This is a genomic window from Pseudomonas sp. 57B-090624, assembly GCF_003234055.1.
GTDB classification, from domain to species: domain Bacteria; phylum Pseudomonadota; class Gammaproteobacteria; order Pseudomonadales; family Pseudomonadaceae; genus Metapseudomonas; species Metapseudomonas tohonis.
Genome location: NZ_QKRU01000048.1, coordinates 28,594 through 49,350, shown reverse-complemented (window position 1 = coordinate 49,350; position 20,757 = coordinate 28,594). Strand labels below are relative to the sequence as shown.

Sequence of the window (20,757 nt, the reverse complement as noted above, 5' to 3'; positions counted from 1 at the left end):
GCTGTTTGAGCCGTGCGACTCTGGAGTGTCTGGTCTGCGGTGAGGCGACGATTTGACGCTGCTTCCTCACACGGAGTTCCGCTCGAGCTACCCTCCTTGCGCAGGCTGCCATTTCGGCTATACGCCCGTTATCCGCTGAAACCGGACTTGCCCGGAAGCCTGCTCATTGAGAAGCCAGATCAGCATACCTACCAGGCACGTGGCTGCTTGCCTCCCTTGGCTGTCGGTGAAACAAGGGTTATCCGACTGGCATGTGAGCCGGAGACTCCCGCCGAGCAATGCCTCCACCATCTAGAGCTCAAGGTTTTCCAGGATAACTAACCTTGGCCTCTCCCAAGGCTCGGCGATCCACGATCTGCTGCGTGGGTCGCCGGGACGGGAGAATAGGGAGCATGTGAATGGTGAAGAAAGGACCAGGTACCTACAGGCCTCAAATTTTTTTAATCACAGGTACCGACGATAGAGTCGCTGAGCATTAGCTTTGGCACATCTTCCACAGGTAGGTAACTCGAACAATGGGCACCCCATCTCAAGCCGTTCAAGTCTGCGAAGCGATCCTTCGATCGGAATTGGAGTACAACCAGGCACACAAAATCTGGCCAAGCGTAAACCGGGTTATTGAGCTCATGCTCGCTCGGCGGAACGAATTGAGCGACGCATACGAGGAGCTCTATGCGTCGCTATCGCACCGCCATCGAGCCCTGGAGGCTTTCTTTGACGTATTCGCCTCGACGCCCATGGCGTGGAGCCCTGAGAAGCTCAACAAAGCCCGCCAGGCGCGTAAAGAGCTCACCGACATCAACACGCGGATCGCCGCAGTAGCAGATGATCTCGTCGAACTGCTCGCGCGGCGCGACGAAATTAAAGAAACCTCCAGTTTCAGTTGCGACACCTTCTACCACGCCCTCGATCCTATAGAAGCTGCGGCCGAGTCAGAGGCAATTCACCTTTTCGAGTGGCATGTAAAAGAGCACTTGGACTCTCTGAAGGACCAGTACGACCTGAAATACTGGCCATCACTGAGCGCCGTCGTTCAGGCCATCGGTGAAGATGCCCAAAACGCAGAAGTCTACGCGCAGGATCCTGCCACCGCGTCGGCCACGGAAAGTCGTCGCCCAGGTCTGTCTGATTTTCTGAAGGCATACTTCGCTCGCATCAAAAACAACAGCATCAGCGCGCACGGCTTCATTCCGAACGACTTTAGCGTGTCTGATAACACCCTAGCGTCGCTGGTTAACTGCGCCCTTGATCTTGATGCCGACAAGCTTATTGATGGCGATTTCGTTAAGCGCTTCCGGCAGCGCGAGCGCGAACGCTAGCGATATCTTGCCTACATCGGAGCAAACGCCCTTGAGTCATCCGACAGCTCATTCCCTGCCTTTTTCACCATTTCCAAAGAGCAGACTTCCAGTGCGCCACTCGAGCGGACAGCGTGCCGGCCGTGATTCCCAGAAGGGATCACGCCGGAGGAACTGCGGGAACCCAGTACTCCTCTCCACGTAGGAGCACGGTGAAACCGGCTTGCCCACCATGCTCGGTGGGGGCGTATTTGAAGACCCTCGTACCAATACGACCCAGGCCGTGGAAACAGGACAACGCCATGCTGATCCAGCGCCGCTCATAGGCCTCACCAGTTCCGGCCTCAGCATACAACTCCAACAGCCTCCTCTCCTTCAGAGCATGAGCTGCCCTACATAACCAGGCGGGATCTACCCATGGGGTTAATTTCAGGGAGTGCCGCCGGTTCAAGTGCCCAACGAAACCGTAGAGCGACGCCCACAGCCCTGGCCGTTTGCGTAGTAGCTGCAGCAGATCCTTCTGATCTGGGAGACGCTGTCCATCCGCATCGGTACTGAACAGCAACCGAACGGCGCTGCTCAACGCGATCCTCATCGATCGCAGTTGGAGCTGCTCCAGATCCAGGCGCCGCTCAAGACAATGGTAGTACCCAAGCAGGGCTGTACGCCCAGGTCCCTCCGGCAACACCTTCAGTAAGTGAGCAATCCGTCTACGCTCGCTGGCTCGCTCTCGAACCTCCGGATCAACGTTCAACTGGCCAGTTTCCTGAAGCCAGTTAACCACGGAGCGAACACGGCGCAGCCCCTCCGCACTGAAGTGATCAACCAGCACTGCGTAGCTGGGCATCTCGGCCCAATGCTGGTGAAGCTCACTCAGGAAGGGGAGATAGCGTTGAAGATTGAGAGCTGCAAACTGAGCGCCTCTGCGTGCCTTGAGCCAGATCGCGAAACCAAACAAAGCCGCCTGTACCTGGGCGCTCTCGGTACCGTACTGCAGACGCGTCAGACGCGCCTCGAATGAACTATCCCAAGAACAGGCCTGGCATGACTTCACTCTTCCTGCAGGCATCATTTGCGTACACATCGGGCAAGGCACCTCGCCAAGAGCAAAGCACCTTTTGCAGAGCGGCGCCCCCTCTGTCGTGACGGATGCCCTTGGAAGTCGGCACGACGAGCAAGTCGTACTGTTTTGCTTGGATATGCAGGTAGGACAGCATCTCAGCACGTTCCCATCGATCTCTCGCCGGACCAATCGTGTCGAGGCCGTAGAGCAGCGCTCGCAAGGTTCAGCTTCTCGGAAGTAGTGAGAACATGAGGCGCAGGCCGGGCCTGCAGGGGTCAGCTTGCCGATGTTGCCACCAGTCCGCTTGCATCGGACGCAGGGCTTCTGGACCTCACACCTCCGACAGACCGTGCTGGTGTCGAACACGGGCAGTCGCGAGAAATTCCCACAGCCGGAACACAGCTGGCGTTTGAACAGCCGGGCGTAACAGGTCATGCAGAACTTGCGCCCGCGATGCACCTTCTTGGCCTTGTCCATTCCGCGCCGACACTCATCGCACCTGAGGGAGGGGGTGTGAGCAGCCTGGTGGATGTTCAACGTCGTACTCTCTCTTGCTACCTTCATCTACCGAATGACTCCTGCACGGCTAGCCTTCCTTTGAAACAGAAGCCAGGACCGCAGAACTGAATTCTTACTGCGAGGTGAAAGGCGATCTGGTGCGCCATGCACGTGAGCCCGAGGAGTTGTCTTGGGCAGCAAGTGAGTCAGGCATGAGAGGTTCCGGCCGATGGCCGCCTGACAGCTCGAATGGCATAAGTGAGCTGTGTCAGCCGCCTCTGAGAATCTTGCCGAACCAGCCCTCAGAACCGAGTTCACCGCCGATAGGTAGGCGACGCGATCTGGTACAGGCAAGCACTCCAACGCCAGCCCCAAGCTCACGCTTGGAAGATCATCGATATCCACATCCAGGTGCTCTAGGAACTCCCTGGCTGGGCCTGTGCGATGGATCGACAACGCTCGCATCAGCCGGTGCAGCCCTCGCATCAGATCAAACCAATCCTCGGGGCTCAGCCTCAAACCGCCGAAGCCATCAGATCGACCTCGCACGATCGAATCAGCGAACAACTCCAACTCTTCGGCACCGGCTGATGAGTGCTCAGGATCTACCTCAGAAAGCAGCCCATGGCATTGGTGGCAACGCCTCAAGTCTAGAGCCTGATAGTCCAGGCGATGAGGGGCTAGGACTGCATGACAACGCGGACAACGATCCCGGAGTAACACCCCGTGCTCAGAACAGCAGGTATGCCATGCCAGGCGCCATTGCACCTTGTAGTAAGGCCGAGGCCCCGTGAAACAGATGGGGCAGTACTGAAGCCCACCAGCACGCCTGGTATTTCTACCACCCAGAGTGAGCACCCATGGAGTAATGCCAACTCGCCGCAGCTCATGGCCAAGCAGCTTGCAGACCGGCTCCAGAGTTGCCTCCCGCAGTATTTCTTCTCTGAGACCCGACTGCTTAGAGAGTGTCGCAACAGACAACCCGCAAATCCCCAGATCGCAGTCGCGTGTCCAGATACGACGGTCAGGCCATAGCAGCTGTGCCAACTCAAGCGGATCACAGCCATGGCAAAGAGCGCAGCGGATCAGCCAAGACGAGAAAAGCTCATCCTGGCGAAGGGCTGGAACGAGGGGCCAACGGGGATCTATAGCACGACTTCCCGTATGCCAAAGTTGACGTCCTTCTTCCACTTGGGTGCACCCAGTAGGTCGAGGTCTATGCACTCTTTGCCGGAGGTAATCGCCAGTCGAGCGCACCCAAGCAAAAGCTCCTCAACCTTCGAGGTGTTGCCTTCCGTAATGCGCAGAATAAGCGAGGCTTTTTCCTTGCTGGACAGGTGAGAAGCATGTTTCAGCGGGAGCCATGACTCGAAGCCTTTCAGGAACTGTCGGAAAGCTGGAGAAGCCGTCCAATCAGGCACGTTCACCGCCACAAACCGATTGGCGTACTGCTCGTCCTTTTGCAACAGTTGCTTGGCAGACTTCACCCCAACTCCAACGATGGATATGCCGGTTTTATTGCTTACCCGCTTGATGAGCCTCGAAATTGCTGTCATCTCACGAGCGGTGCCCTGGGTAAGCGACTGGACCTCGTCAATGATCAGCATCTTCGTTTTGCAGTTCTCCAGCAGATTCATTGCTTTGAAGAAGAGATTCTCGAAGGGTGCGTCGGGATTGAAGGGTGAGATTGAGGTGCTAAGAATTTCTATCAGAAACTGCTTAGGACTTGGCTGGTCCATCTCAATCATGAGGACAGGTTTCTCTCGAATACCCTCTTCATTGATGAACTGCGGTGCGCGAATATCAATAAATCGCTTAATCAAAGTTGTTTTGCCCATTCGAGAGTCGCCCAGAAGAAAAATGTCTGGCTGATCCCGATGACCCGAGAGTTTCGCGAAGAGCATGTTATGGAGCTTGTCTGCAAACTCATAATCGATCCATCGCGGGGCGATCTGAGATAAGCGCTCGGAATCCGAAAGGCCAAACTGCCACCGAAATTCTGGAAGAACATGACTGAAGTCTGTCATGCGACGCCTCCATATAGACCAACCTCAGTATCATCACCCCAATCATCTAAAGCAACTACAGGAGCAGTCTGGGTTGAGTTATTTATCACTCCCTGCTCGCCGGCAAGGACAGTTCCTGGAGACTTTAACTTGGCATTGTTCTTGGCGTTCTGTTGCGTTCTGCGAGCAGATTTCGTCTTTGCAGCCGCATCAGAAACAATGTTCTTTTGGAGAGCGATCATTTTTCTGACAAGAGATGAATCCGCCATCCCCATGCCTTCCTTCTTCACAATAAGCTTCGCTTTTCGATACTCCTCCACGGTTACACCTGGGTAAGGCTCGTCTGAGATAGGTATCTTATGATACTTCCCCTCTACCGGCTCAAAGAACCAAATATAGTTGATGTCTCTTGGGTCACGCCTAAATACCAACCTTTCAGTTTTGTTCGTAGCAGGATCCTTACGGCCTATGTATGGACGTAGAACCTCTGCATAGTAAAAGGCATTCCACTCAACCCCATAAGTCTGCACTGTTTTATAAGCAGATGGCAGAAAATCAATTTCCAAAGTAACGGGACACTGCGGCACTGGCGGAAGGCCGCAGATAGGTTTCCTCAAACTACTACCAAAAAATGCTTCGTGCCACTTACTGGCTGGAGACATAAAAGCTATACCACTGTGCGGCTTATTGTTGTATTTAACTATTTCTGCAATTAGCCACTTCTCTAGGTCAGCAAAAGTCAGAATCGCCTCGTTATCTGAATTTACCTCACCGCGCTCATTGATATTCCGCCAGGTGGCACCAGGCAGCGTCGCAAACGCTCGCGCTTTGGTGTTCATCAAAGACTCAATATGCCCCCCCCAGTGGGGCGTGTCTTTTGGCCTAAACTCACGCTCTATGTTGTGGAGAGTGCATGATTGGATAAGAGACCCAGTTTTGAAGTCGGGACCGTTGTCACTATGCACTTCATAGGGCTTCCCCCATGCATTCCATTCTGCATCTATTTCGTGGAGATTAAGCCATTTATGTTTAGGCAACATGGCCTGAACTAGACACATGGCGACAGATAGTGCAGACGGCCCATGCAAGGACAAGTAGTAGCCAACTATAAGTCGCGTATACATGTCGATTGCGAGAGTTAGAGTTGGGCGACCGATTGGACGTCGATACACATCATCAACAATTATTACGTCTGCAGGAGTATGGTCGATCTGGATGCGGTGAAGAGGATAGTTTGCCTCATAACTGTTAGGTGTTGGCTCATAGGTATCCTTGGCAATATCTCCGTGACCACGAGCCTTTAATCTAGTTTTCCTTGGCACCTGCTCAATTCGCCGGGAAACCGCTGGCAAAGAAGGTGGTGGCAGGCCTTGCATCTCACAGGCATCTGAGATAACGCCGTGTACCTCTAACTTCGTCGGCCTACTCGTAGACAGATATGATGTTTGAATAACATTGGCAATGATGAGCTCTACTTGCTTGCTTAACCTCGCAGAGCCCCCTCTCCAGCCTCGTCGGCGAGGTACTAACGATAAAAATTCACCAGTGCTCTGATAGCGTTCGATCCAACGGTAAACAGAAGCCCTACTGACATTGCACGCTTGCGCTCGTGTTTCCACAGCGCCAGCCTTGTAAAGGTCACCTTTAATTAACGGCAAAATGATTGCCCAACGCCTCTCAGCCTCCGCCCAATCTTGATCTGCAATGTGGTCGAGAGAGGAGCTAGAGGAGCTGACCTTCACGTCCTCAGAAGTGACACGCCTTAGCTCTTGAATTGGCAAAAGTTTGGATATACCAGAAACGACATGGATACCAATCATGTGGTGGTAATCCATGTTCGCTGACAGCCGATAATTCTGACCTTTGAAGTTTACGAACTCGCCGATCAGAAGACTCACCGCTGCTCTGCTGGGAGCAAACCCTTTGGTTTCAGCCCCTTTCATTTACGCGCCCTCATAATAGTGAACTCGTCCAATGGCTCCTCGAGATCAGCGAGCGCCTGGCCGGTGGCAATGAGGTGCCAGAGATGCGAACGGCCAATGGCCTCGTTCCCCGTAAAATGCCGCGCTATGAGATGGTGGAACGGCGCCGCTTTCATGTTCGAGAGCGTGTTCAGCACAGCCGAAGTGAAAGTCGGATCGAAATTCAGGTTTCGGTACCGCTGGAGGAACTCGACGCTCTCAAGCACAGGGCCGCGAATCCGCGTCTCGTCATAGATCCGAAACTCCCATCCCCGATCACAGGCATAGCGGTATGCGGCCTTCCATTTGGGGAGCCATTCGCGCCAGTTGGGCACCCACTGCTCCCGCATTTTTACTTCAACAAGCAGCGGCTTACGGCCCGTCCGCTCATCAAACTGGACGAAGAAGTCAGGTGGATAGATGTAGCTGCGACCGTTACGCGCAGTAAATGGGATCTGAGCCGGCTGCGCGACAATCGCAACGACCTCCGGATCCAGGAGCCAGATTCGGATGAAATCACGCTCCAGGCCCGACTCGTACGAAACGCCCTGACCGCGGAAGGGCAGCACTCCTGAGAGGCTGCGGGTCATGGACTTGCTACGGCGGGTCTGCGAGATCAGCTCGCCATTATGGACAGTAGAAGACATAGGGCACCCATCGGCTGTATTGCCAGAGATGCTACCCAGCGACGTGTGGCGAAAAGGCCCAATCTGTGCCCATGGAGGGATCAGAACTAGAGAAGAGGGCGAAAAACTGCGGGTTTTCGCTAGCCGGAACGCAATTCTTGCCTTGTGTAGCAAGAGCTACGGCATGAGCGTAGACACGAAAACCAACTCGAAAACGAGCTGCTTAGACTCTCTCGCGATGACCTTCATGCCTGGATATGAGCCTGAGACAGATGGCTCCTCGGACATGATCTCAGCTATTTCGTACTTTTCTGGACCTAGTCGCAGCTATTGCGTTAATTCGTCTCATAAATTGGGTATAAAAAAAACGAAGGAATGCGGGCTCCAGGGCATTTTTGTCTCATCTATTTCGTTTTGCCCTAGAGGCAGCAAGCCAAGGCCCGGCGAGATCACCCTCGCGCATCAGGGCGTGCTGTTCCTGGACGAGCTATCCGAGTTCGATCGCAAGGTGCTCGAAGTGCTCAGGGAGCCCCTGGAAAGCGGCGAGATCGTGATCGCTCGCGCCAACGACCGCGTGCGCTTCCCCGCGCGTTTCCAACTGGTCGCCGCGATGAACCCCTGTCCCTGCGGCTACCTGGGCGACAGCGCAAACCGCTGCCGCTGCACGCCCGAACAGATCCAGCGCTACCGCGCCAAGCTCTCCGGCCCGCTGCTCGATCGCATCGACCTGCACCTGACCGTGGCCCGCGAAGCCACGTCGCTGGACGACCCGCTTCCCGGTGGCCAGGACAGCGCCAGCGCCGCTGCCGACGTGGCCCGTGCCCGCCAGCGCCAGCTCGATCGCCAGGGCTGCGCCAACGCCTTCCTCGACCTCCAGGGCCTGCGTCGCCATTGCCCGCTGCCCGAGGAAGACCGTCGCTGGTTGGAAGGTGCCTGCGAGCGCCTCGGCCTGTCGCTGCGGGCCGCACACCGCATCATCAAGGTCGCCCGCACGCTCGCCGACCTCGAGGACACCGAGGCCGTCGCCCGCCACCACCTCGCCGAGGCACTGCAGTACCGCCCCTCCTCGGAGCCCTGAGCCGGCAAAGCAGGGAAACACTTGCACCCAGGCGCTCGCCGAGGCCGGTGGCATACTGCGGCCCCACCCGCCCAGCCCCGGTCCTCCCGATGAACAGCCTGCAACTCGGTCCCCTGGCCATCTCCTCCGCACAAGCCCTGTTCTACCTGGGCTTCTTCGCCGCGCTCGCCTGCGGCTGGTGGCAGGGCCGCCGACGCGGAGGCAATCCCGAGCCCGTGCTGTTCGCCATGCTCTTCGCCGGCGTGCTGGCGGCTCGACTTGCCTTCGTCGTCCTCTACTTCGCCGAGTACCGCACCGAACCCTGGCGCATGCTGGACATCCGCGATGGCGGTTTCCTGCTGCTTCCCGGCCTGGCGATGGCGGCGCTGGTGGGGTTCCTGAGTGCCCGCCGCCAGCCGGCCGTGCGCCGCCCGCTGGGCATCGCACTGCTGGTGGGCGCCATGCTCTGGGGCGGCGGCAGCGCGGTGATCGCGGCACTGGAGCGTGGCCGGCAACTGCCGGAGGTGGCACTGACCGACCTTGCGGGCAAGCCCGTCGACCTGCGCGAACTGGATGGCCGCCCGCTGGTGGTCAACCTGTGGGCCACCTGGTGCCCGCCCTGTCGCCGCGAGATGCCGGCCCTGCAGGCAGCGCAGAAGGCCCGACCCGACCTGCGCTTCGTCCTGGTCAACCAGGGCGAGAACCGCGAGCAGGTGCAACGCTTCCTGCGTGAGCAGGGCCTGGACGTGCAGGAAGTGCTGATCGACGGCAGCAACCGCTTCGGCGCCCTGACCGGCTCCTACGGCCTGCCGACCACACTGTTCTATGACCGCCAGGGGCGCCTGCTCAAGAGCCACATGGGCGAGCTGTCCAGCGCCAGCCTGAGCCGCTCGCTGGAAGACCTGGGCAGAGACTGAGCACCGGCACGACCCGCCCATGAAAAAGGCGCCCCGAGGGGCGCCTTTTCTCATCGCGGTGACAGCGGGCCTAGCGGAAGCGCCCCACTTCCTGGCGCAGCTCCTCGGCCAGGCGATCCAGCTCCTGGGCGGTCTGCGCCAGGTTGGCGACCACCTCGCGCTGCTCGCTGTTGGCCAGGGCGATGCTCTGCAGGTTGCTGCTGAGCAGGGTCGCGGTGCTGCTCTGCTCCTGGGTGGCGGTGGTGATGGCGGCGAACTGCTCGCCGGCGGCGCTGCTCTGCTGGGCGATCTGCGCCAGGGCGGCGGCGACCTTGGCGTTGCGCTCAAGGCCGTCCTGCATCAGCGCCTTGCCGTGCTCCATGGTGCTGATGGCGCTGGCCGTCTCGTCCTGGATGCTGCCGATCATGCTGGAGATCTCGGTGGTCGCCTCGCGGGTGCGGGCGGCCAGGTTGCGCACCTCGTCCGCCACCACGGCGAAGCCGCGGCCCTGCTCACCGGCCCGGGCCGCCTCGATGGCGGCGTTGAGCGCCAGGAGGTTGGTCTGGTCGGCGATGGCGGTGATCACACCGACGATGCCGCCGATCTCCTGGGAGCGCTGGCCGAGGGTATTGATCACTTCGGCGGTGCCATTGAGGGCTGTGGATATCTGTTCCAGCGCCGCCGAAGCCTCGCCCATCGAGCTCTGGCCGATGCGTGTCTGCTGGGCGTTGTCACTGGCCAGGCGCTCGGTGGCGCGCATGTTGTCGGCGATGTTCAGGGAGGTGGCGCTGAACTCCTCCACCGCGCCGGCCATGCTGCTGATCTCGCCGGACTGCTGCTCCATGCCTTCATAGGCGCCGCTGGAGAGCCCGGACAGCACCTGGGAACGGCTGCCGACCTGCTGCGCCGAGCTGCGGATGTGCGCCACCATGGTCGAGAGCGCCTCGCCCATCTGGTTGAAGCTGCGCGCCAGCTCGCCGATCTCGTCGAGGCTGGAAACATCCAGGCGCACGCTGAGGTCGCCCGCACCCAGTGCCCGTGCCTGCCCCACCAGCTCGCCCAGCGGGCGCAGGCGCCTGCGCAGCAGCCAGATCACCGCCGCCACCGCCAGCGCCATGGCCAGCAGGCTGCCGAAGGCCAACTGGCTGCCGACGCTCCAGGTGACCTCGCGGATCTCCGCCTTGGGCATGCTCGCCACCACCTGCCAGGGGCCGTCGGCGAAAGGCACGGCGACGCTGAAGAAATCCTGTGCACCGTCATTCCAGAAGCGGCCATGGCCGGACTCGCGGGCAAGCGCGGCGAGGGTGTCGCCGATAGCCTCGGGGCGATGCACGCCGGCCGGGGTCACCAGCCACTTGCCGGTTTCGTCCATCAGCGCCAGGGAACCGGTCTTGCCGATGCGGAAGCGCTGCAGGTTGGCGAACTGGGCGTTCTGCGCGTCGGTGTAGTCGAAGCCGACGAAGAGCACCGCGATGACCTGGCCGCCGCTGTCGCGCACCGGCGTGTACTGGGTCATGTAGTAGCGATCGAAGAGCAGGGCGCGGCCCACGTAGTTCTGCCCGGACAGCAGGCGCTGGTAGGCGGGGTGGGCATGGTCGAGCACGGTGCCGATGGCGCGGTTGCCGTCCTGCTTGTTCAGCGAGGTGGTGATGCGCACGAAGTCCTCGCCATCACGGACGAACACCGTGGCCACGCCGGCGGTGAGGTGGCGGAATTCGTCCACCAGGGTGAAGTCGTTGTTCAGCGCCTGGCCGTTGAGGTACAGGGCCGGCGGGTTGAGCGCGGCGACCGGCACGCGCTCGTCGGCATGCAGGGCGACGCCACTGGCGAAGCGCTGCTCGAACAGGCTGGCCAGGCGCTGGGTGCTCTCGCGCAGGCTGCCGTGGAAGGTGCTCAGCTGGTCGGCGAGCAGGCGTGCCTCGCTGGCCAGGTGCTCTTCACGGGTCGCGATGTTGGCCTGGTCGAGGGAACGCAGGGCGAAGAGCGTGCTGCCGCTGATCAGCAGCACGAGGATGAGGGCGAGGGCGGCGGCGAGCTGCCAGGCGATTCGTGACCTGGGCGGGTTCATGGGGTTTCTCCAGTATTTTGCAGGCAAGGCTGGCGAGGAGCTTCTATGGCTCCTTCGGCGGGCGGCGAGAATACTTGACTGCCCTAGTGAGGTATAGGACGCATCTGCCCAAAGCACCGGAAAAATCTGTAAGCGGACGCCACGCGGCTCTAGCGTTTGAATTCCACCGCCGGCAGGCGCATGGCCGCCACCTCGGCCAGCAGGTAGTCGCGCAGGCGGCGCAGGCGGTCCTGGCCGCTGCGCACCTTGGGCCAGACCAGGTGGTAGCTGTCGCCACTGGGCACCGCCGTGGGCCAGGGCAGGCCGATGCGGCCTTGCTCCACGTCCTCGGCGACCATCACCAGGTCGCCGATGGAGACGCCGTAACCCCGCGTGGCGGCGACGATGCCCAGCTCCAGGGTGTCGAACACCTGCCCGCCCTTGAGCGGGATGTCCTGCTCCAGCCCCATCGCCTGCAACCAGCGCCGCCAGTCACGCCGGTCCGGCGTCGGGTGCAGCAACTCGGCCTGCTTCAGCCGCGCCAGGTCCCAGGGCCCTTCGGCGGCGGCCGAGGCCGCGCTCACCGGGATCAGCCATTCGGCGAACAGCTCGACGCTTTCCCACTCGTCGCTGAAGCCGCCGCTGCTCAGCAACACCGCGCAGTCGAAGGGCTCGTGGTTGAAGTCGACCTTGTCGACGTCCATCCAGGCACTGGTCAGCTGCACTTCAACATCCGGGTTCTGCAGGCGGAAGCGCGACAGCCGGGCCAGCAGCCAGCGCATGGTCAGGGTCGAGGGTGCCTTGAGGCAGAGGATGCTGTCGTCCACCCGCAGGGTGGCGCAGGCACGCTCCAGGGAATCGAAGCCCTCGCGCAGGCCGGGCAGGATCATCCGTGCCGGCTCGGTGAGCTGCAGGTTGCGCCCCTTGCGCTCGAACAGGCGGCAGGCGAAGTGCTCCTCCAGGGTACGGATGTGGCGGCTCACCGCGCTCTGGGTGATGGCCAGCTCCTCGGCGGCACGGGTGAAGGAGGCGTGGCGCGCCGCGGCTTCGAAGGCGCGCAGGGCGTAGAGCGGTGGCAGGCGGCGCGTCATGATGCATCCACTCATGAGTCAAAGTCATGGAAGGCATCATTTTTTTCCCTTTGTGGCGCGGATTCAAGCGCTGGAGAATCCATCGTCCCTGGCCCGATGCGTTTTCGGGCTCCGCTTCCCACAAGTGACCCAGACTCATGCCACAGCAGATCCGCTCCGAACTTTTGGCCATTCTTCGCCTCGCCGGTCCGCTGATCGCGGCGCAACTGGCCAACGTGCTGATGGTCTTCACCGACACGGTGATGATGGGCCTGCTCGGCCCGGCGGAACTGGCCGCCGGCGGCCTGGGGGCGGCGAGCTACTCCTTCGTCTCGATCTTCTGCGTCGGCGTGATCGCCGCCGTGGGCAACCTGGTCGCCATCCGCCATGGCGCGGGCGACAGCGCCGGGGCGGCGCGCCTGACCCAGGCCGGGCTGTGGCTCGGCTGGGGCCTGGCCCTGGGCGCCGGGCTGCTGCTGTGGAACCTGGGCCCGCTGCTGGCCCTGTTCGGCCAGGAGGCGCACAACATCGAAGGCGGCATGCGCTTCCTCTCCACCCTGGTGTTCGCCCTGCCCGGCTACATGACCTTCATGGCCCTGCGCGGCTTCACCAGCGCCATCGGCCGTCCCGGGCCGGTGATGGCCATCAGCATCGGCGGCGCGCTGGCCAACTTCGCCCTCAACTACATGCTCATCCATGGCTGGTTCGGCTTGCCGCCCCTGGGCCTGGCCGGCATCGGCCTGGTCACCGCGCTGGTGATGAGCGCCATGGCAGCGCTGCTGGCCTGGCACGTGACCCGCCACCCGGCCTATGCCGCCTATTCCCTGCGCCATGGCCTGCTGCACCCGCGCCTGGACGACCTGCGCGAGCTGCTGCGCCTGGGCCTGCCCATCGGTGGCACTTATGCGGTGGAGTCCGGCCTCTTCGCCTTCGCCGCGCTGTGCATGGGTGCCCTGGGCAGCCTGTCGCTGGCGGCGCACCAGATCGCGATCATGTCGGTGTACGTGGCCTTCATGGTGCCGGTGGGCATCTCCTACGCGGTGACCTTCCGCATCGGCCAGCACTTCGGCGCCGGCCGCCTGGAGGACGCACGTCGCGCCGGGCGCCTGGGCATCGCCGTGGGCGCCGGCTGCATGCTCAGCTTCGCCGCACTGTTCTGGCTGGCGCCGGAGTGGGTGGTGGGGCTGTTCCTCGACCGCAACGCCGGCGAGTACCGGGAGGTGGTCGCCCTGGCCGTGAGCCTGCTGGCCATCGCCGCGCTGTTCGAGCTGTTCGACGGCATCCAGACCATCGCCATGGGCGCCATCCGCGGGCTCAAGGACGCCAAGACCACCTTCCTCGTCGGCCTCGGCTGCTACTGGCTGGTGGGCGCTCCCGCGGCCTGGCTGCTGGCATTCCCGCTCGGCATGGGCGCCCAGGGCGTGTGGTGGGGGCTGGCTTCCGGGCTCGCCTGCGCGGCGGTCGGGCTGACCCTGGGCTTCGAATGGAAGACCCTGCGCATGCTGCGCCCGCAGGTGCCGCTGACCGGGGCCTGCAGGGCCCTCTAGAGGCTCGGCAGGTTGCCCAGCAGCGGCTGGCGCACGCCGAACACCAGAAAGCGCGCGAGGTCGGCCAATGGCAGCGGCTTGCTGATCCAGTAACCCTGCACCTGGTCGCAACCGAACTGGCGCAGCAGGGCCAGTTGCTCGGAGGTCTCCACGCCTTCCGCCACCACTTCCAGGTTGAGGTTGTGCGCCAGGTTGATCATCGCGCGCACCAGCTGGCGGTTCTCGGGGCGGTCCTGCATGCCGCCGACGAAGCTCTTGTCGATCTTCAGCAGGGTGATGGGCAGGCTGTTGAGGTGGACGAAGGAGGAGAAGCCGGTGCCGAAGTCGTCCAGGGAGAAACGCACGCCGACCTTGCCCAGTGCCTGCATGGTCTGTTGCACCTGCTCGCTGCGGCGCATGACCGCCGTCTCGGTGAGTTCGAACTCGAGCCACTGGGCGTCGACGCCGCGCTCGCTGATCAGGCGGTTGAGGGTCGGCAGCAGCTGGCTGTCCTGGAACTGGCGGAAGGACAGGTTCACCGCCATGTGCAACGCCGGCAGGCCGCGCCCGCGCAGCCATTGCATGTCGCGCAGGGCACGGGATATGACCCAGTAGCCGAGCGGTACGATCAGCCCGCTTTCCTCGGCCAGGGGCACGAATTCGTTGGGCGAGAGCAGGCCGCGCTCGGCGTGGCGCCAGCGCACCAGGGCCTCGAGGCCGACGATGCGGCCGGTCTCCAGGCACAGGCGCGGCTGGTAGTGGAGCTCCAGTTCGTCGCGGCGCAGGGCCCGGCGCAGCTCGCTTTCCAGGTCGGCGAGGCTGCGGGCGCTGCGGTTGATGCGTTCGTCGAACACGTGGAAGGTGCAGCCCTGCACGGCCTTGGCCTGCTGCATGGCGATGTGCGCGTGCCACATCAGCGGATCGGCGCCCTCGTCGGAGCGGGCATGGGCGATGCCCAGGCTGCAGCCGATCAGCAGGCTCTCGCCATCGACCCAGTAGGGCTCGCCGAGCGCTTCGGCGATGCGCTCGGCGACCTTCTCGGCGCGGGACGGGTCGCGGCGGGTGTCCAGCAGCAGGGCAAACTCGTCGCTGCCCAGGCGGGCCAGCTGGTCGCCGGCAGCCAGCTCGCCCTTGAGCCGCGCCACCACCTGCAGGATCAGGCGGTCGCCGGCCTGGTAGCCGAGGGCATCGTTGGCGTGGCGAAAATTGTCGAGGTCCAGGTGGCCCAGCGCCAGGCCGCGCCCGGCGAACTCGGCCAGGCGGGCCGCCAGCAGGGTCTGGAAGCCCTGGCGATTGGCGATGCCGGTGAGCGGGTCCTGCTCGGCCAGGCTCTGCAGGGTGTCCTGCAGGGTGCGGCGCTCGCGCAGGTAGCGCAGGCTGCGGCGCAGCAGGTCCGGGGTCAGTTGGTCATGCACCAGCCAGTCGCTGACGCCGGCGGGGGCCTCCTCGGGCTCGTGCTCCAGCAGCAGGATGGTGGGCAGGTGGCAGCGACCGGGTGCCGGCAGCAGGCCGGGGGTGCACAGCAACAGGCCGCCCTCGGCATCGTCGAACAGGCTGCTCGCGGCTTCCCAGGAAGGGGCGGTTATGAGCGGGGCGACGCTGCCCAGCGAGCCGAGCAGCTCGCGTAAGGATTCCGCCCAGCCAGGCGTTTCCGCCAGCAGGAGCATGCGCGTGGGCTCGGCAAGCGCGGACAAATGACCTCCCCGGGGTCACAAAACAATGGCTTCTAAGGCCTGATTCGCGTCGTGATCGACGTCGTTCTTCTAGTGCGTTCCTGGCACATTGCCGCGAACTCTGCGCGAAATGTGAACAGCCATCAACACCGATTGTCGGAACAATCGTACTTGATGAATGGAAATATCCAAGCATGACCCTTCATCAAGGGGCGCTGCGTCACACTGTTCGGCACAGATCGGCATATCCGGGCCGGCCTGCTAGAATGCGCGGCCATTCCCCCGTGATACATCCAGCATGTCCCGACTCAATCCCCGGCAGCAGGAAGCCGTGAACTATGTCGGCGGCCCTCTCCTGGTGCTCGCCGGCGCCGGCTCCGGCAAGACCAGCGTGATCACCCGCAAGATCGCCTACCTCGTGCAGGAGTGCGGCATCCGCGCCCAGTACATCGTGGCCGTCACCTTCACCAACAAGGCCGCCCGCGAGATGAAGGCGCGCGTCGGCACGCTGTTGCGCGGCGCCGAGGGCCGCGGCCTGACGGTATCCACCTTCCACAACCTGGGCCTGAACATCATCCGCAAGGAACACGCCCGGCTGGGCTACAAACCGGGTTTCTCGATCTTCGACGAGTCGGACATCAAGGCGCTGCTGACGGACATCATGCAGAAGGAGTACGCCGGGGACGATGGCGCCGACGAGGTGAAGAACTACATCGGCTCCTGGAAGAACGACCTGATCCTGCCCGAGGAAGCGCTGGCCAACGCGCGCAACCCCAAGGAGCAGACGGCCGCGGTGGTGTACCTGCACTACCAGCGCACCCTCAAGGCCTACAACGCGGTCGACTTCGACGACCTGATCCTGCTGCCGGTGAAGCTGTTCCAGGAGAACCCGGACATCCTCGAGAAATGGCAGCAGCGCGTGCGCTACATGCTCGTGGACGAATACCAGGACACCAACGCCAGCCAGTACCTGCTGGTTAAGATGCTGGTGCAGCACCGGGCGCAGTTCACCGTGGTCGGTGACGACGACCAGTCGATCTACGCCTGGCGCGGCGCACGACCGGAAAACCTGATGCAGCTCAAGGACGACTTCCCGTCGCTGAAGGTGGTGATGCTGGAGCAGAACTACCGCTCCACCAGTCGCATCCTCAAGTGCGCGAACGTGCTGATCGCCAATAACCCTCACGTGTTCGAGAAGCAGCTGTGGAGCGAGATGGGCGTCGGCGACCCGATCCGGGTGATCCGCTGCCGCAACGAGGACGCCGAGGCCGAGCGCATCGCCATGGAGATCCTCACGCTGCACCTGAAGACCGAGCGCCCCTACAGCCAGTTCGCCATCCTCTACCGCGGCAACCACCAGGCCAAGCTGATGGAGCTGAAGCTGCAGCACCACCAGGTGCCCTACAGGCTGTCGGGCGGCACCAGCTTCTTCGGCCGCCAGGAAGTGAAGGACCTGATGTCCTACTTCCGCCTGCTGGTGAACCCGGACGATGACAACGCCTTCCTCCGCGTGATCAACGTGCCACGCCGGGAAATCGGCTCCACCACCCTGGAGAAGCTCGGCAACTACGCCACCGAGCGCAAGATCTCGATGTACGCCGCCGCCGACGAAGTCGGCCTCGGCGAGCACCTCGACAGCCGCTACACCGAGCGCCTGCAGCGCTTCAAGCGCTTCATGGACAAGGTCCGCCAGCAATGTGCGCAGACCGATCCCATCGCCGCCCTGCGCAGCATGGTGATGGACATCGACTACGAGAACTGGATTCGCCAGAACGCCTCCAGCGACAAGGTCGCCGAGTTCCGCATGGGCAACGTCTGGTTCCTCATCGACGCCCTGAAGAACACCCTCGAACGCGACGAGGACGGCGAGATGACCATCGAGGAGGCGATCGCCAAGCTGGTGCTGCGCGACATGCTGGAGCGCCAGCAGGAAGAGGAGGAGGGCGCCGACGGGGTGCAGATGATGACGCTGCACGCGTCCAAGGGCCTGGAATTCCCCTACGTGTTCATCATGGGTGTGGAGGAAGACATCCTGCCCCACCGCTCCAGCATCGAGGCCGACACCATCGAGGAGGAGCGCCGGCTCGCCTATGTCGGCATCACCCGCGCCCGGCAGAACCTGGCCATGACCTTCGCCGCCAAGCGCAAGCAGTACGGCGAGATCATCGACTGCGCGCCGAGCCGTTTCCTCGACGAACTGCCGCAGGAAGACCTGCAGTGGGAAGGCATGGAGGACACGCCAGTCGAGGTCAAGGCGGTGCGCGGCAACACGGCGCTGGCGGACATCCGCGCCATGCTCAAGAAGCCCTGAGCCCCCGCACCCGGCTGCCGGGGGGCGCCCGCGCGGGCTGTCACAAGGGCATCGCGCGATGCCCCCGCGCCGAGGTAGAATGCCGCGCTTCATCAGCGACAGCAGCTTCGCAGGAAGCCCCTCCCGTGAACATTCTCAAAGAAAAGATCCTCTCCGAAGGCATCGTGCTTTCCGACCAGGTGCTGAAGGTGGACGCCTTCCTCAACCACCAGATCGACCCGCAGCTCATGAAGCACATCGGCCATGAATTCGCCGAGCGCTTCCGCGGCCAGGGCATCACCAAGATCGTCACCATCGAAGCCTCGGGCATCGCCCCGGCGGTGATGGCCGGCCTGGAGCTGGGCATCCCGGTGATCTTCGCCCGCAAGTTCCAGTCGCTGACGCTGAAGAACGACCTGCTGATCTCCAAGGTGTTCTCCTTCACCAAGCAGACCGAGAGCACCATCGCCATCTCCGCCAAGCACCTGACGGCATCCGACCACGTGCTGGTGATCGACGACTTCCTCGCCAACGGCCACGCCGCCAAGGCGCTGATCGACCTGATCAGCCAGGCGGGCGCGAGCATCGCCGGCCTCGGCATCGTCATCGAGAAATCCTTCCAGGATGGCCGCGCCCTGCTGGAAAGCGAAGGCTACCGGGTGGAATCCCTGGCCCGCGTCGGCTCCCTGGCCGACGGCAGCGTCACCTTCATCGATTGACGGGCGCCTGCGACAACGGGTCGCAGCAGCCGGACACGAAAAAGCCGCCCGAGGGCGGCTTTTTCATTGATGCCAGGTCCTTGTTACAGGCCGGACATCTTCTTGATGGTCGCTTTCAGCTCGTCATCGGTGCAGTCGGCGCAGGTGCCTTTCGGGGGCATTGCGTTGATACCGGTGATGGCCTTGGCCAGGATGCCGTCGAGGCCGCCCTGGTGGTCGGCACGCTCTTTCCAGGCTGCGGTGTCGCCGATCTTCGGTGCACCCAGAACGCCGGCGGTGTGGCAGGCGCCACAGTGCTTGGCGATGATGTCGTCCGGCGTCTTCGCGCCACCGCCAGCAGCAGCGGCTACGGCTTCGACGCCTTTGCATTCCTGGCCCTGGACACAGACTTCGCCCACCGGCTTGATGCGTTCGGCGATGGCATCGTCGGTCGCGGCCTGAGCGCTTACAGCCCAAAGGGCCAATACGGCAACGTGCGCTGCCAGCATCTTGTTTATTAGGTTCACCCTTACACCCTCATCGTGGCTAGTGACGCCCGCGGCCACGGTTTCGCGGGCGGGCGCCAGTATAACGGTTAGCCCGCCAGGCTGAAACAACCCAGCTTGTCGCACGACCAAAGCATGAGGCCGCTGCGACCAGGGTCGGGGGTCAGCCCGCTGCGGTCTCCTTTTCGGCAACGCGGACGTAGGTGCCGAAGATGTGATCCCAGAGCGGCGAAGAGACGCCGAAGTTCTTCTCGATCCCCTTCCTGTGGTGCAGGTCATGGTTGGACACCAGGCCGGGAATGAAGCGGTAGAACCAGTGCCCGGGGCGATGCATGACGTAGTGCAGGGAGATGTAGAGGAAGTAGCCCGCGACCAGCCCGGCATAGAGCGAGGCCAGGCCGAGGTAGGCGCACAGCGGGAGCAGCAGCGCGTAGACCGCACTGGTCTTCCAGCTGGAGATGCCGATGAACGCCAGCACGTCGAGGTGGTGGGTCCAGTGCTCGCGGCGATACAGCGAGTGGAACAGGAAGCGGTGCACGCCGTACTCGATGAACGACCACAGCAACAGGCCCCCGACCAGCTGCCAGGGCAGGACCGGGCCGATCAGCAGTGCGATGAGGACGAACAGCGGGGCGGTGAAGAAGTCCAGGTAGTAGGCGAGCGAGGACATCAGCCATTTGTTGGAGGCAGCCATGGAATCTCCCTGTCATGGGCCCGGCGCAGGCGGCACGACTCTGGTGTACGGGGTCAGGCCGCCCTCTGGCGGCGCACGCGAGTAGCCGCAGGCCGGTGCAGGACGGTTGGCTGCACGGCATGCACCGCGCAGGCGGCGCGAAGCCCCTGCGCAGGGACGGAACAGGTTAGAAATTGGCCGGGGTGGTCGCGCTGATCAGGCGGGCCGGCAGGTCGAACGGATTGCGGAAGCGGTGCGGCTTGCTGCTCTCGAAGTAATAGCTGTCGCCCGGTTCGAGGATGAACAGCTCGTTGCCGACGGTCAGTTCGAGGCGACCCTCGACCAGCATCCCGGCCTCTTCGCCTTCATGGGCGTACATCTCGTCGCCCGTGTCGCTGCCCGGCGGGTAGGTCTCGTCGAGGAAGGCGATGGCGCGACTGGGATGGGCCTTGCCCACCAGCTTCATGGTGATCGCACCGCTGCAGATATCGGTAAGTTCGGAAGCCCGGTAGACGACCTGGGTCTGGTTGTCCTGTTCCAGATCGAGGGAAAAGAATTCCACCAGCGACATGGGGATACCCCCGAGCACCTTTTTCAGCGAACTGATGGAGGGGCTCACGCTGTTCTTTTCGATCATGGAAATCGTGCTGTTGGTAACGCCTGCACGTTTGGCGAGTTCACGCTGGGAGAGGCCTTTGAGCTTGCGGATAGCTTGCAGTCGAACACCGACGTCCAATGGTGGGATCCTCCTTGGGATTCTTGTTGAGGGGGGTGGTCACGGTGGCCGTATCATGCGGCCACCGTTCAGTATTTACAACACTTCGGCCGTAAATCCTGCGCAAACTTTCACCACCCCGGGAAACCCCAAG

At 62.3% G+C, this 20,757-nt stretch carries 17 protein-coding genes and 1 pseudogene; 6 read left to right on the top strand and 12 right to left on the bottom strand.

Going from position 1 to position 20,757, the window contains the following annotated elements:
* Positions 1 to 515 precede the first annotated feature (515 nt).
* Positions 516 to 1,319: a hypothetical protein gene (locus tag DMX10_RS21555; protein ID WP_111262986.1), complete on the top strand. Its 804-nt coding sequence runs from the start codon at positions 516 to 518 to the stop codon at positions 1,317 to 1,319.
* Positions 1,320 to 1,458: 139 nt separating this feature from the next.
* Here DMX10_RS21555 and DMX10_RS21550 read toward each other — a convergent pair whose 3' ends face one another.
* The 5 genes from DMX10_RS21550 to DMX10_RS21530 all read right to left on the bottom strand — a co-directional run bounded on the left by DMX10_RS21550 (position 1,459) and on the right by DMX10_RS21530 (position 7,416).
* Positions 1,459 to 2,370, bottom strand: coding sequence for a hypothetical protein (locus DMX10_RS21550; protein ID WP_146603039.1), 912 nt, complete (start codon positions 2,368 to 2,370; stop codon positions 1,459 to 1,461).
* 555 nt (positions 2,371 to 2,925) lie between these two features.
* Positions 2,926 to 4,050 (bottom strand): TniQ family protein, encoded by a 1,125-nt coding sequence (locus DMX10_RS33690; protein WP_158545618.1) that lies wholly within the window; start codon positions 4,048 to 4,050, stop codon positions 2,926 to 2,928.
* Complete coding sequence (locus tag DMX10_RS21540) at positions 4,005 to 4,886, bottom strand: TniB family NTP-binding protein (protein WP_111262984.1); 882 nt, start codon at positions 4,884 to 4,886, stop codon at positions 4,005 to 4,007. Before DMX10_RS21540 ends, DMX10_RS33690 begins: the two co-directional genes overlap by 46 nt.
* Positions 4,883 to 6,808 (bottom strand): helix-turn-helix domain-containing protein, encoded by a 1,926-nt coding sequence (locus DMX10_RS21535; RefSeq protein WP_111262983.1) that lies wholly within the window; start codon positions 6,806 to 6,808, stop codon positions 4,883 to 4,885. Before DMX10_RS21535 ends, DMX10_RS21540 begins: the two co-directional genes overlap by 4 nt.
* Positions 6,805 to 7,416, bottom strand: a complete 612-nt coding sequence (locus DMX10_RS21530; RefSeq protein ID WP_173178527.1) for a TnsA endonuclease N-terminal domain-containing protein — start codon at positions 7,414 to 7,416, stop codon at positions 6,805 to 6,807. The genes DMX10_RS21535 and DMX10_RS21530 overlap by 4 nt, the downstream gene beginning before the upstream one ends.
* On the opposite strand from DMX10_RS21530, the gene DMX10_RS21525 reads away from it, so the two are divergent.
* Together DMX10_RS21525 and DMX10_RS21520 are read left to right on the top strand one after the other, a co-directional pair.
* Positions 7,415 to 8,530 carry an ATP-binding protein gene (locus DMX10_RS21525; RefSeq protein WP_371921715.1) on the top strand — a complete coding sequence of 372 codons (1,116 nt, stop codon included), beginning with the start codon at positions 7,415 to 7,417 and terminating at the stop codon, positions 8,528 to 8,530. The genes DMX10_RS21530 and DMX10_RS21525 overlap by 2 nt on opposite strands.
* An 89-nt stretch (positions 8,531 to 8,619) precedes the next feature.
* Positions 8,620 to 9,426, top strand: coding sequence for a TlpA disulfide reductase family protein (locus DMX10_RS21520; protein ID WP_111262982.1), 807 nt, complete (start codon positions 8,620 to 8,622; stop codon positions 9,424 to 9,426).
* Positions 9,427 to 9,496: 70 nt separating this feature from the next.
* On the opposite strand, the gene DMX10_RS33685 is transcribed toward DMX10_RS21520, so the two are convergent.
* The 3 genes and pseudogenes from DMX10_RS33685 to DMX10_RS21510 form a co-directional block, all read right to left on the bottom strand.
* Entirely contained in the window at positions 9,497 to 10,219 is a 723-nt protein-coding gene (locus DMX10_RS33685; protein ID WP_371921716.1) for a methyl-accepting chemotaxis protein, read from the bottom strand.
* 132 nt (positions 10,220 to 10,351) lie between these two features.
* Positions 10,352 to 11,473 (bottom strand): annotated as a pseudogene (locus DMX10_RS33680) (Cache 3/Cache 2 fusion domain-containing protein); the annotation flags it as partial.
* A gap of 149 nt (positions 11,474 to 11,622) precedes the next feature.
* Positions 11,623 to 12,543 carry a LysR substrate-binding domain-containing protein gene (locus tag DMX10_RS21510; RefSeq protein WP_111262980.1) on the bottom strand — a complete coding sequence of 307 codons (921 nt, stop codon included), beginning with the start codon at positions 12,541 to 12,543 and terminating at the stop codon, positions 11,623 to 11,625.
* A gap of 137 nt (positions 12,544 to 12,680) precedes the next feature.
* On the opposite strand from DMX10_RS21510, the gene DMX10_RS21505 reads away from it, so the two are divergent.
* On the top strand, positions 12,681 to 14,069 hold the full coding sequence (locus DMX10_RS21505; RefSeq protein WP_111262979.1) for a NorM family multidrug efflux MATE transporter: 1,389 nt from the start codon (positions 12,681 to 12,683) through the stop codon (positions 14,067 to 14,069).
* On the opposite strand, the gene DMX10_RS21500 is transcribed toward DMX10_RS21505, so the two are convergent.
* On the bottom strand, positions 14,066 to 15,742 hold the full coding sequence (locus DMX10_RS21500; protein ID WP_178082992.1) for a bifunctional diguanylate cyclase/phosphodiesterase: 1,677 nt from the start codon (positions 15,740 to 15,742) through the stop codon (positions 14,066 to 14,068). The two genes, DMX10_RS21505 and DMX10_RS21500, sit on opposite strands and share 4 nt — an antisense overlap.
* Positions 15,743 to 16,019: 277 nt before the next feature.
* Here DMX10_RS21500 and rep point away from each other — a divergent pair, with 277 nt between their 5' ends.
* Positions 16,020 to 18,032 (top strand): DNA helicase Rep, encoded by a 2,013-nt coding sequence (gene rep, locus DMX10_RS21495; protein WP_111262977.1) that lies wholly within the window; start codon positions 16,020 to 16,022, stop codon positions 18,030 to 18,032.
* A 125-nt stretch (positions 18,033 to 18,157) separates the two neighbouring features.
* A complete protein-coding gene (locus DMX10_RS21490; protein ID WP_111262976.1) occupies positions 18,158 to 18,730 on the top strand; it encodes a xanthine phosphoribosyltransferase in 573 nt (190 codons plus the stop codon).
* Between the two features lie 83 nt (positions 18,731 to 18,813).
* Here DMX10_RS21490 and DMX10_RS21485 read toward each other — a convergent pair whose 3' ends face one another.
* The 3 genes from DMX10_RS21485 to DMX10_RS21475 all read right to left on the bottom strand — a co-directional run bounded on the left by DMX10_RS21485 (position 18,814) and on the right by DMX10_RS21475 (position 20,624).
* Positions 18,814 to 19,236: a cytochrome c5 family protein gene (locus tag DMX10_RS21485; protein ID WP_111262975.1), complete on the bottom strand. Its 423-nt coding sequence runs from the start codon at positions 19,234 to 19,236 to the stop codon at positions 18,814 to 18,816.
* 142 nt (positions 19,237 to 19,378) lie between these two features.
* Positions 19,379 to 19,909 (bottom strand): sterol desaturase family protein, encoded by a 531-nt coding sequence (locus tag DMX10_RS21480; RefSeq protein WP_111262974.1) that lies wholly within the window; start codon positions 19,907 to 19,909, stop codon positions 19,379 to 19,381.
* A 166-nt stretch (positions 19,910 to 20,075) separates the two neighbouring features.
* Complete coding sequence (locus tag DMX10_RS21475) at positions 20,076 to 20,624, bottom strand: cupin domain-containing protein (protein ID WP_111262973.1); 549 nt, start codon at positions 20,622 to 20,624, stop codon at positions 20,076 to 20,078.
* Positions 20,625 to 20,757: the final 133 nt, after the last annotated feature.

Excerpts from the sequence above, each read along its gene's own strand:
- DMX10_RS21555 (WP_111262986.1), top strand. The coding sequence starts at position 516 with ATGGGCACCCCATCTCAAGCCGTTCAAGTCTGCGAAGCGATCCTTCGA.
- DMX10_RS21550 (WP_146603039.1), bottom strand. The coding sequence starts at position 2,370 with ATGATGCCTGCAGGAAGAGTGAAGTCATGCCAGGCCTGTTCTTGGGAT.
- DMX10_RS21540 (WP_111262984.1), bottom strand. The coding sequence starts at position 4,886 with ATGACAGACTTCAGTCATGTTCTTCCAGAATTTCGGTGGCAGTTTGGC.
- DMX10_RS21535 (WP_111262983.1), bottom strand. The coding sequence starts at position 6,808 with ATGAAAGGGGCTGAAACCAAAGGGTTTGCTCCCAGCAGAGCAGCGGTG.
- DMX10_RS21525 (WP_371921715.1), top strand. The coding sequence starts at position 7,415 with ATGGACTTGCTACGGCGGGTCTGCGAGATCAGCTCGCCATTATGGACA.
- DMX10_RS21530 (WP_173178527.1), bottom strand. The coding sequence starts at position 7,416 with ATGACCCGCAGCCTCTCAGGAGTGCTGCCCTTCCGCGGTCAGGGCGTT.
- DMX10_RS21520 (WP_111262982.1), top strand. The coding sequence starts at position 8,620 with ATGAACAGCCTGCAACTCGGTCCCCTGGCCATCTCCTCCGCACAAGCC.
- DMX10_RS33685 (WP_371921716.1), bottom strand. The coding sequence starts at position 10,219 with ATGGCCGGCGCGGTGGAGGAGTTCAGCGCCACCTCCCTGAACATCGCC.
- DMX10_RS21510 (WP_111262980.1), bottom strand. The coding sequence starts at position 12,543 with ATGACGCGCCGCCTGCCACCGCTCTACGCCCTGCGCGCCTTCGAAGCC.
- DMX10_RS21505 (WP_111262979.1), top strand. The coding sequence starts at position 12,681 with ATGCCACAGCAGATCCGCTCCGAACTTTTGGCCATTCTTCGCCTCGCC.
- rep (WP_111262977.1), top strand. The coding sequence starts at position 16,020 with ATGTCCCGACTCAATCCCCGGCAGCAGGAAGCCGTGAACTATGTCGGC.
- DMX10_RS21480 (WP_111262974.1), bottom strand. The coding sequence starts at position 19,909 with ATGGCTGCCTCCAACAAATGGCTGATGTCCTCGCTCGCCTACTACCTG.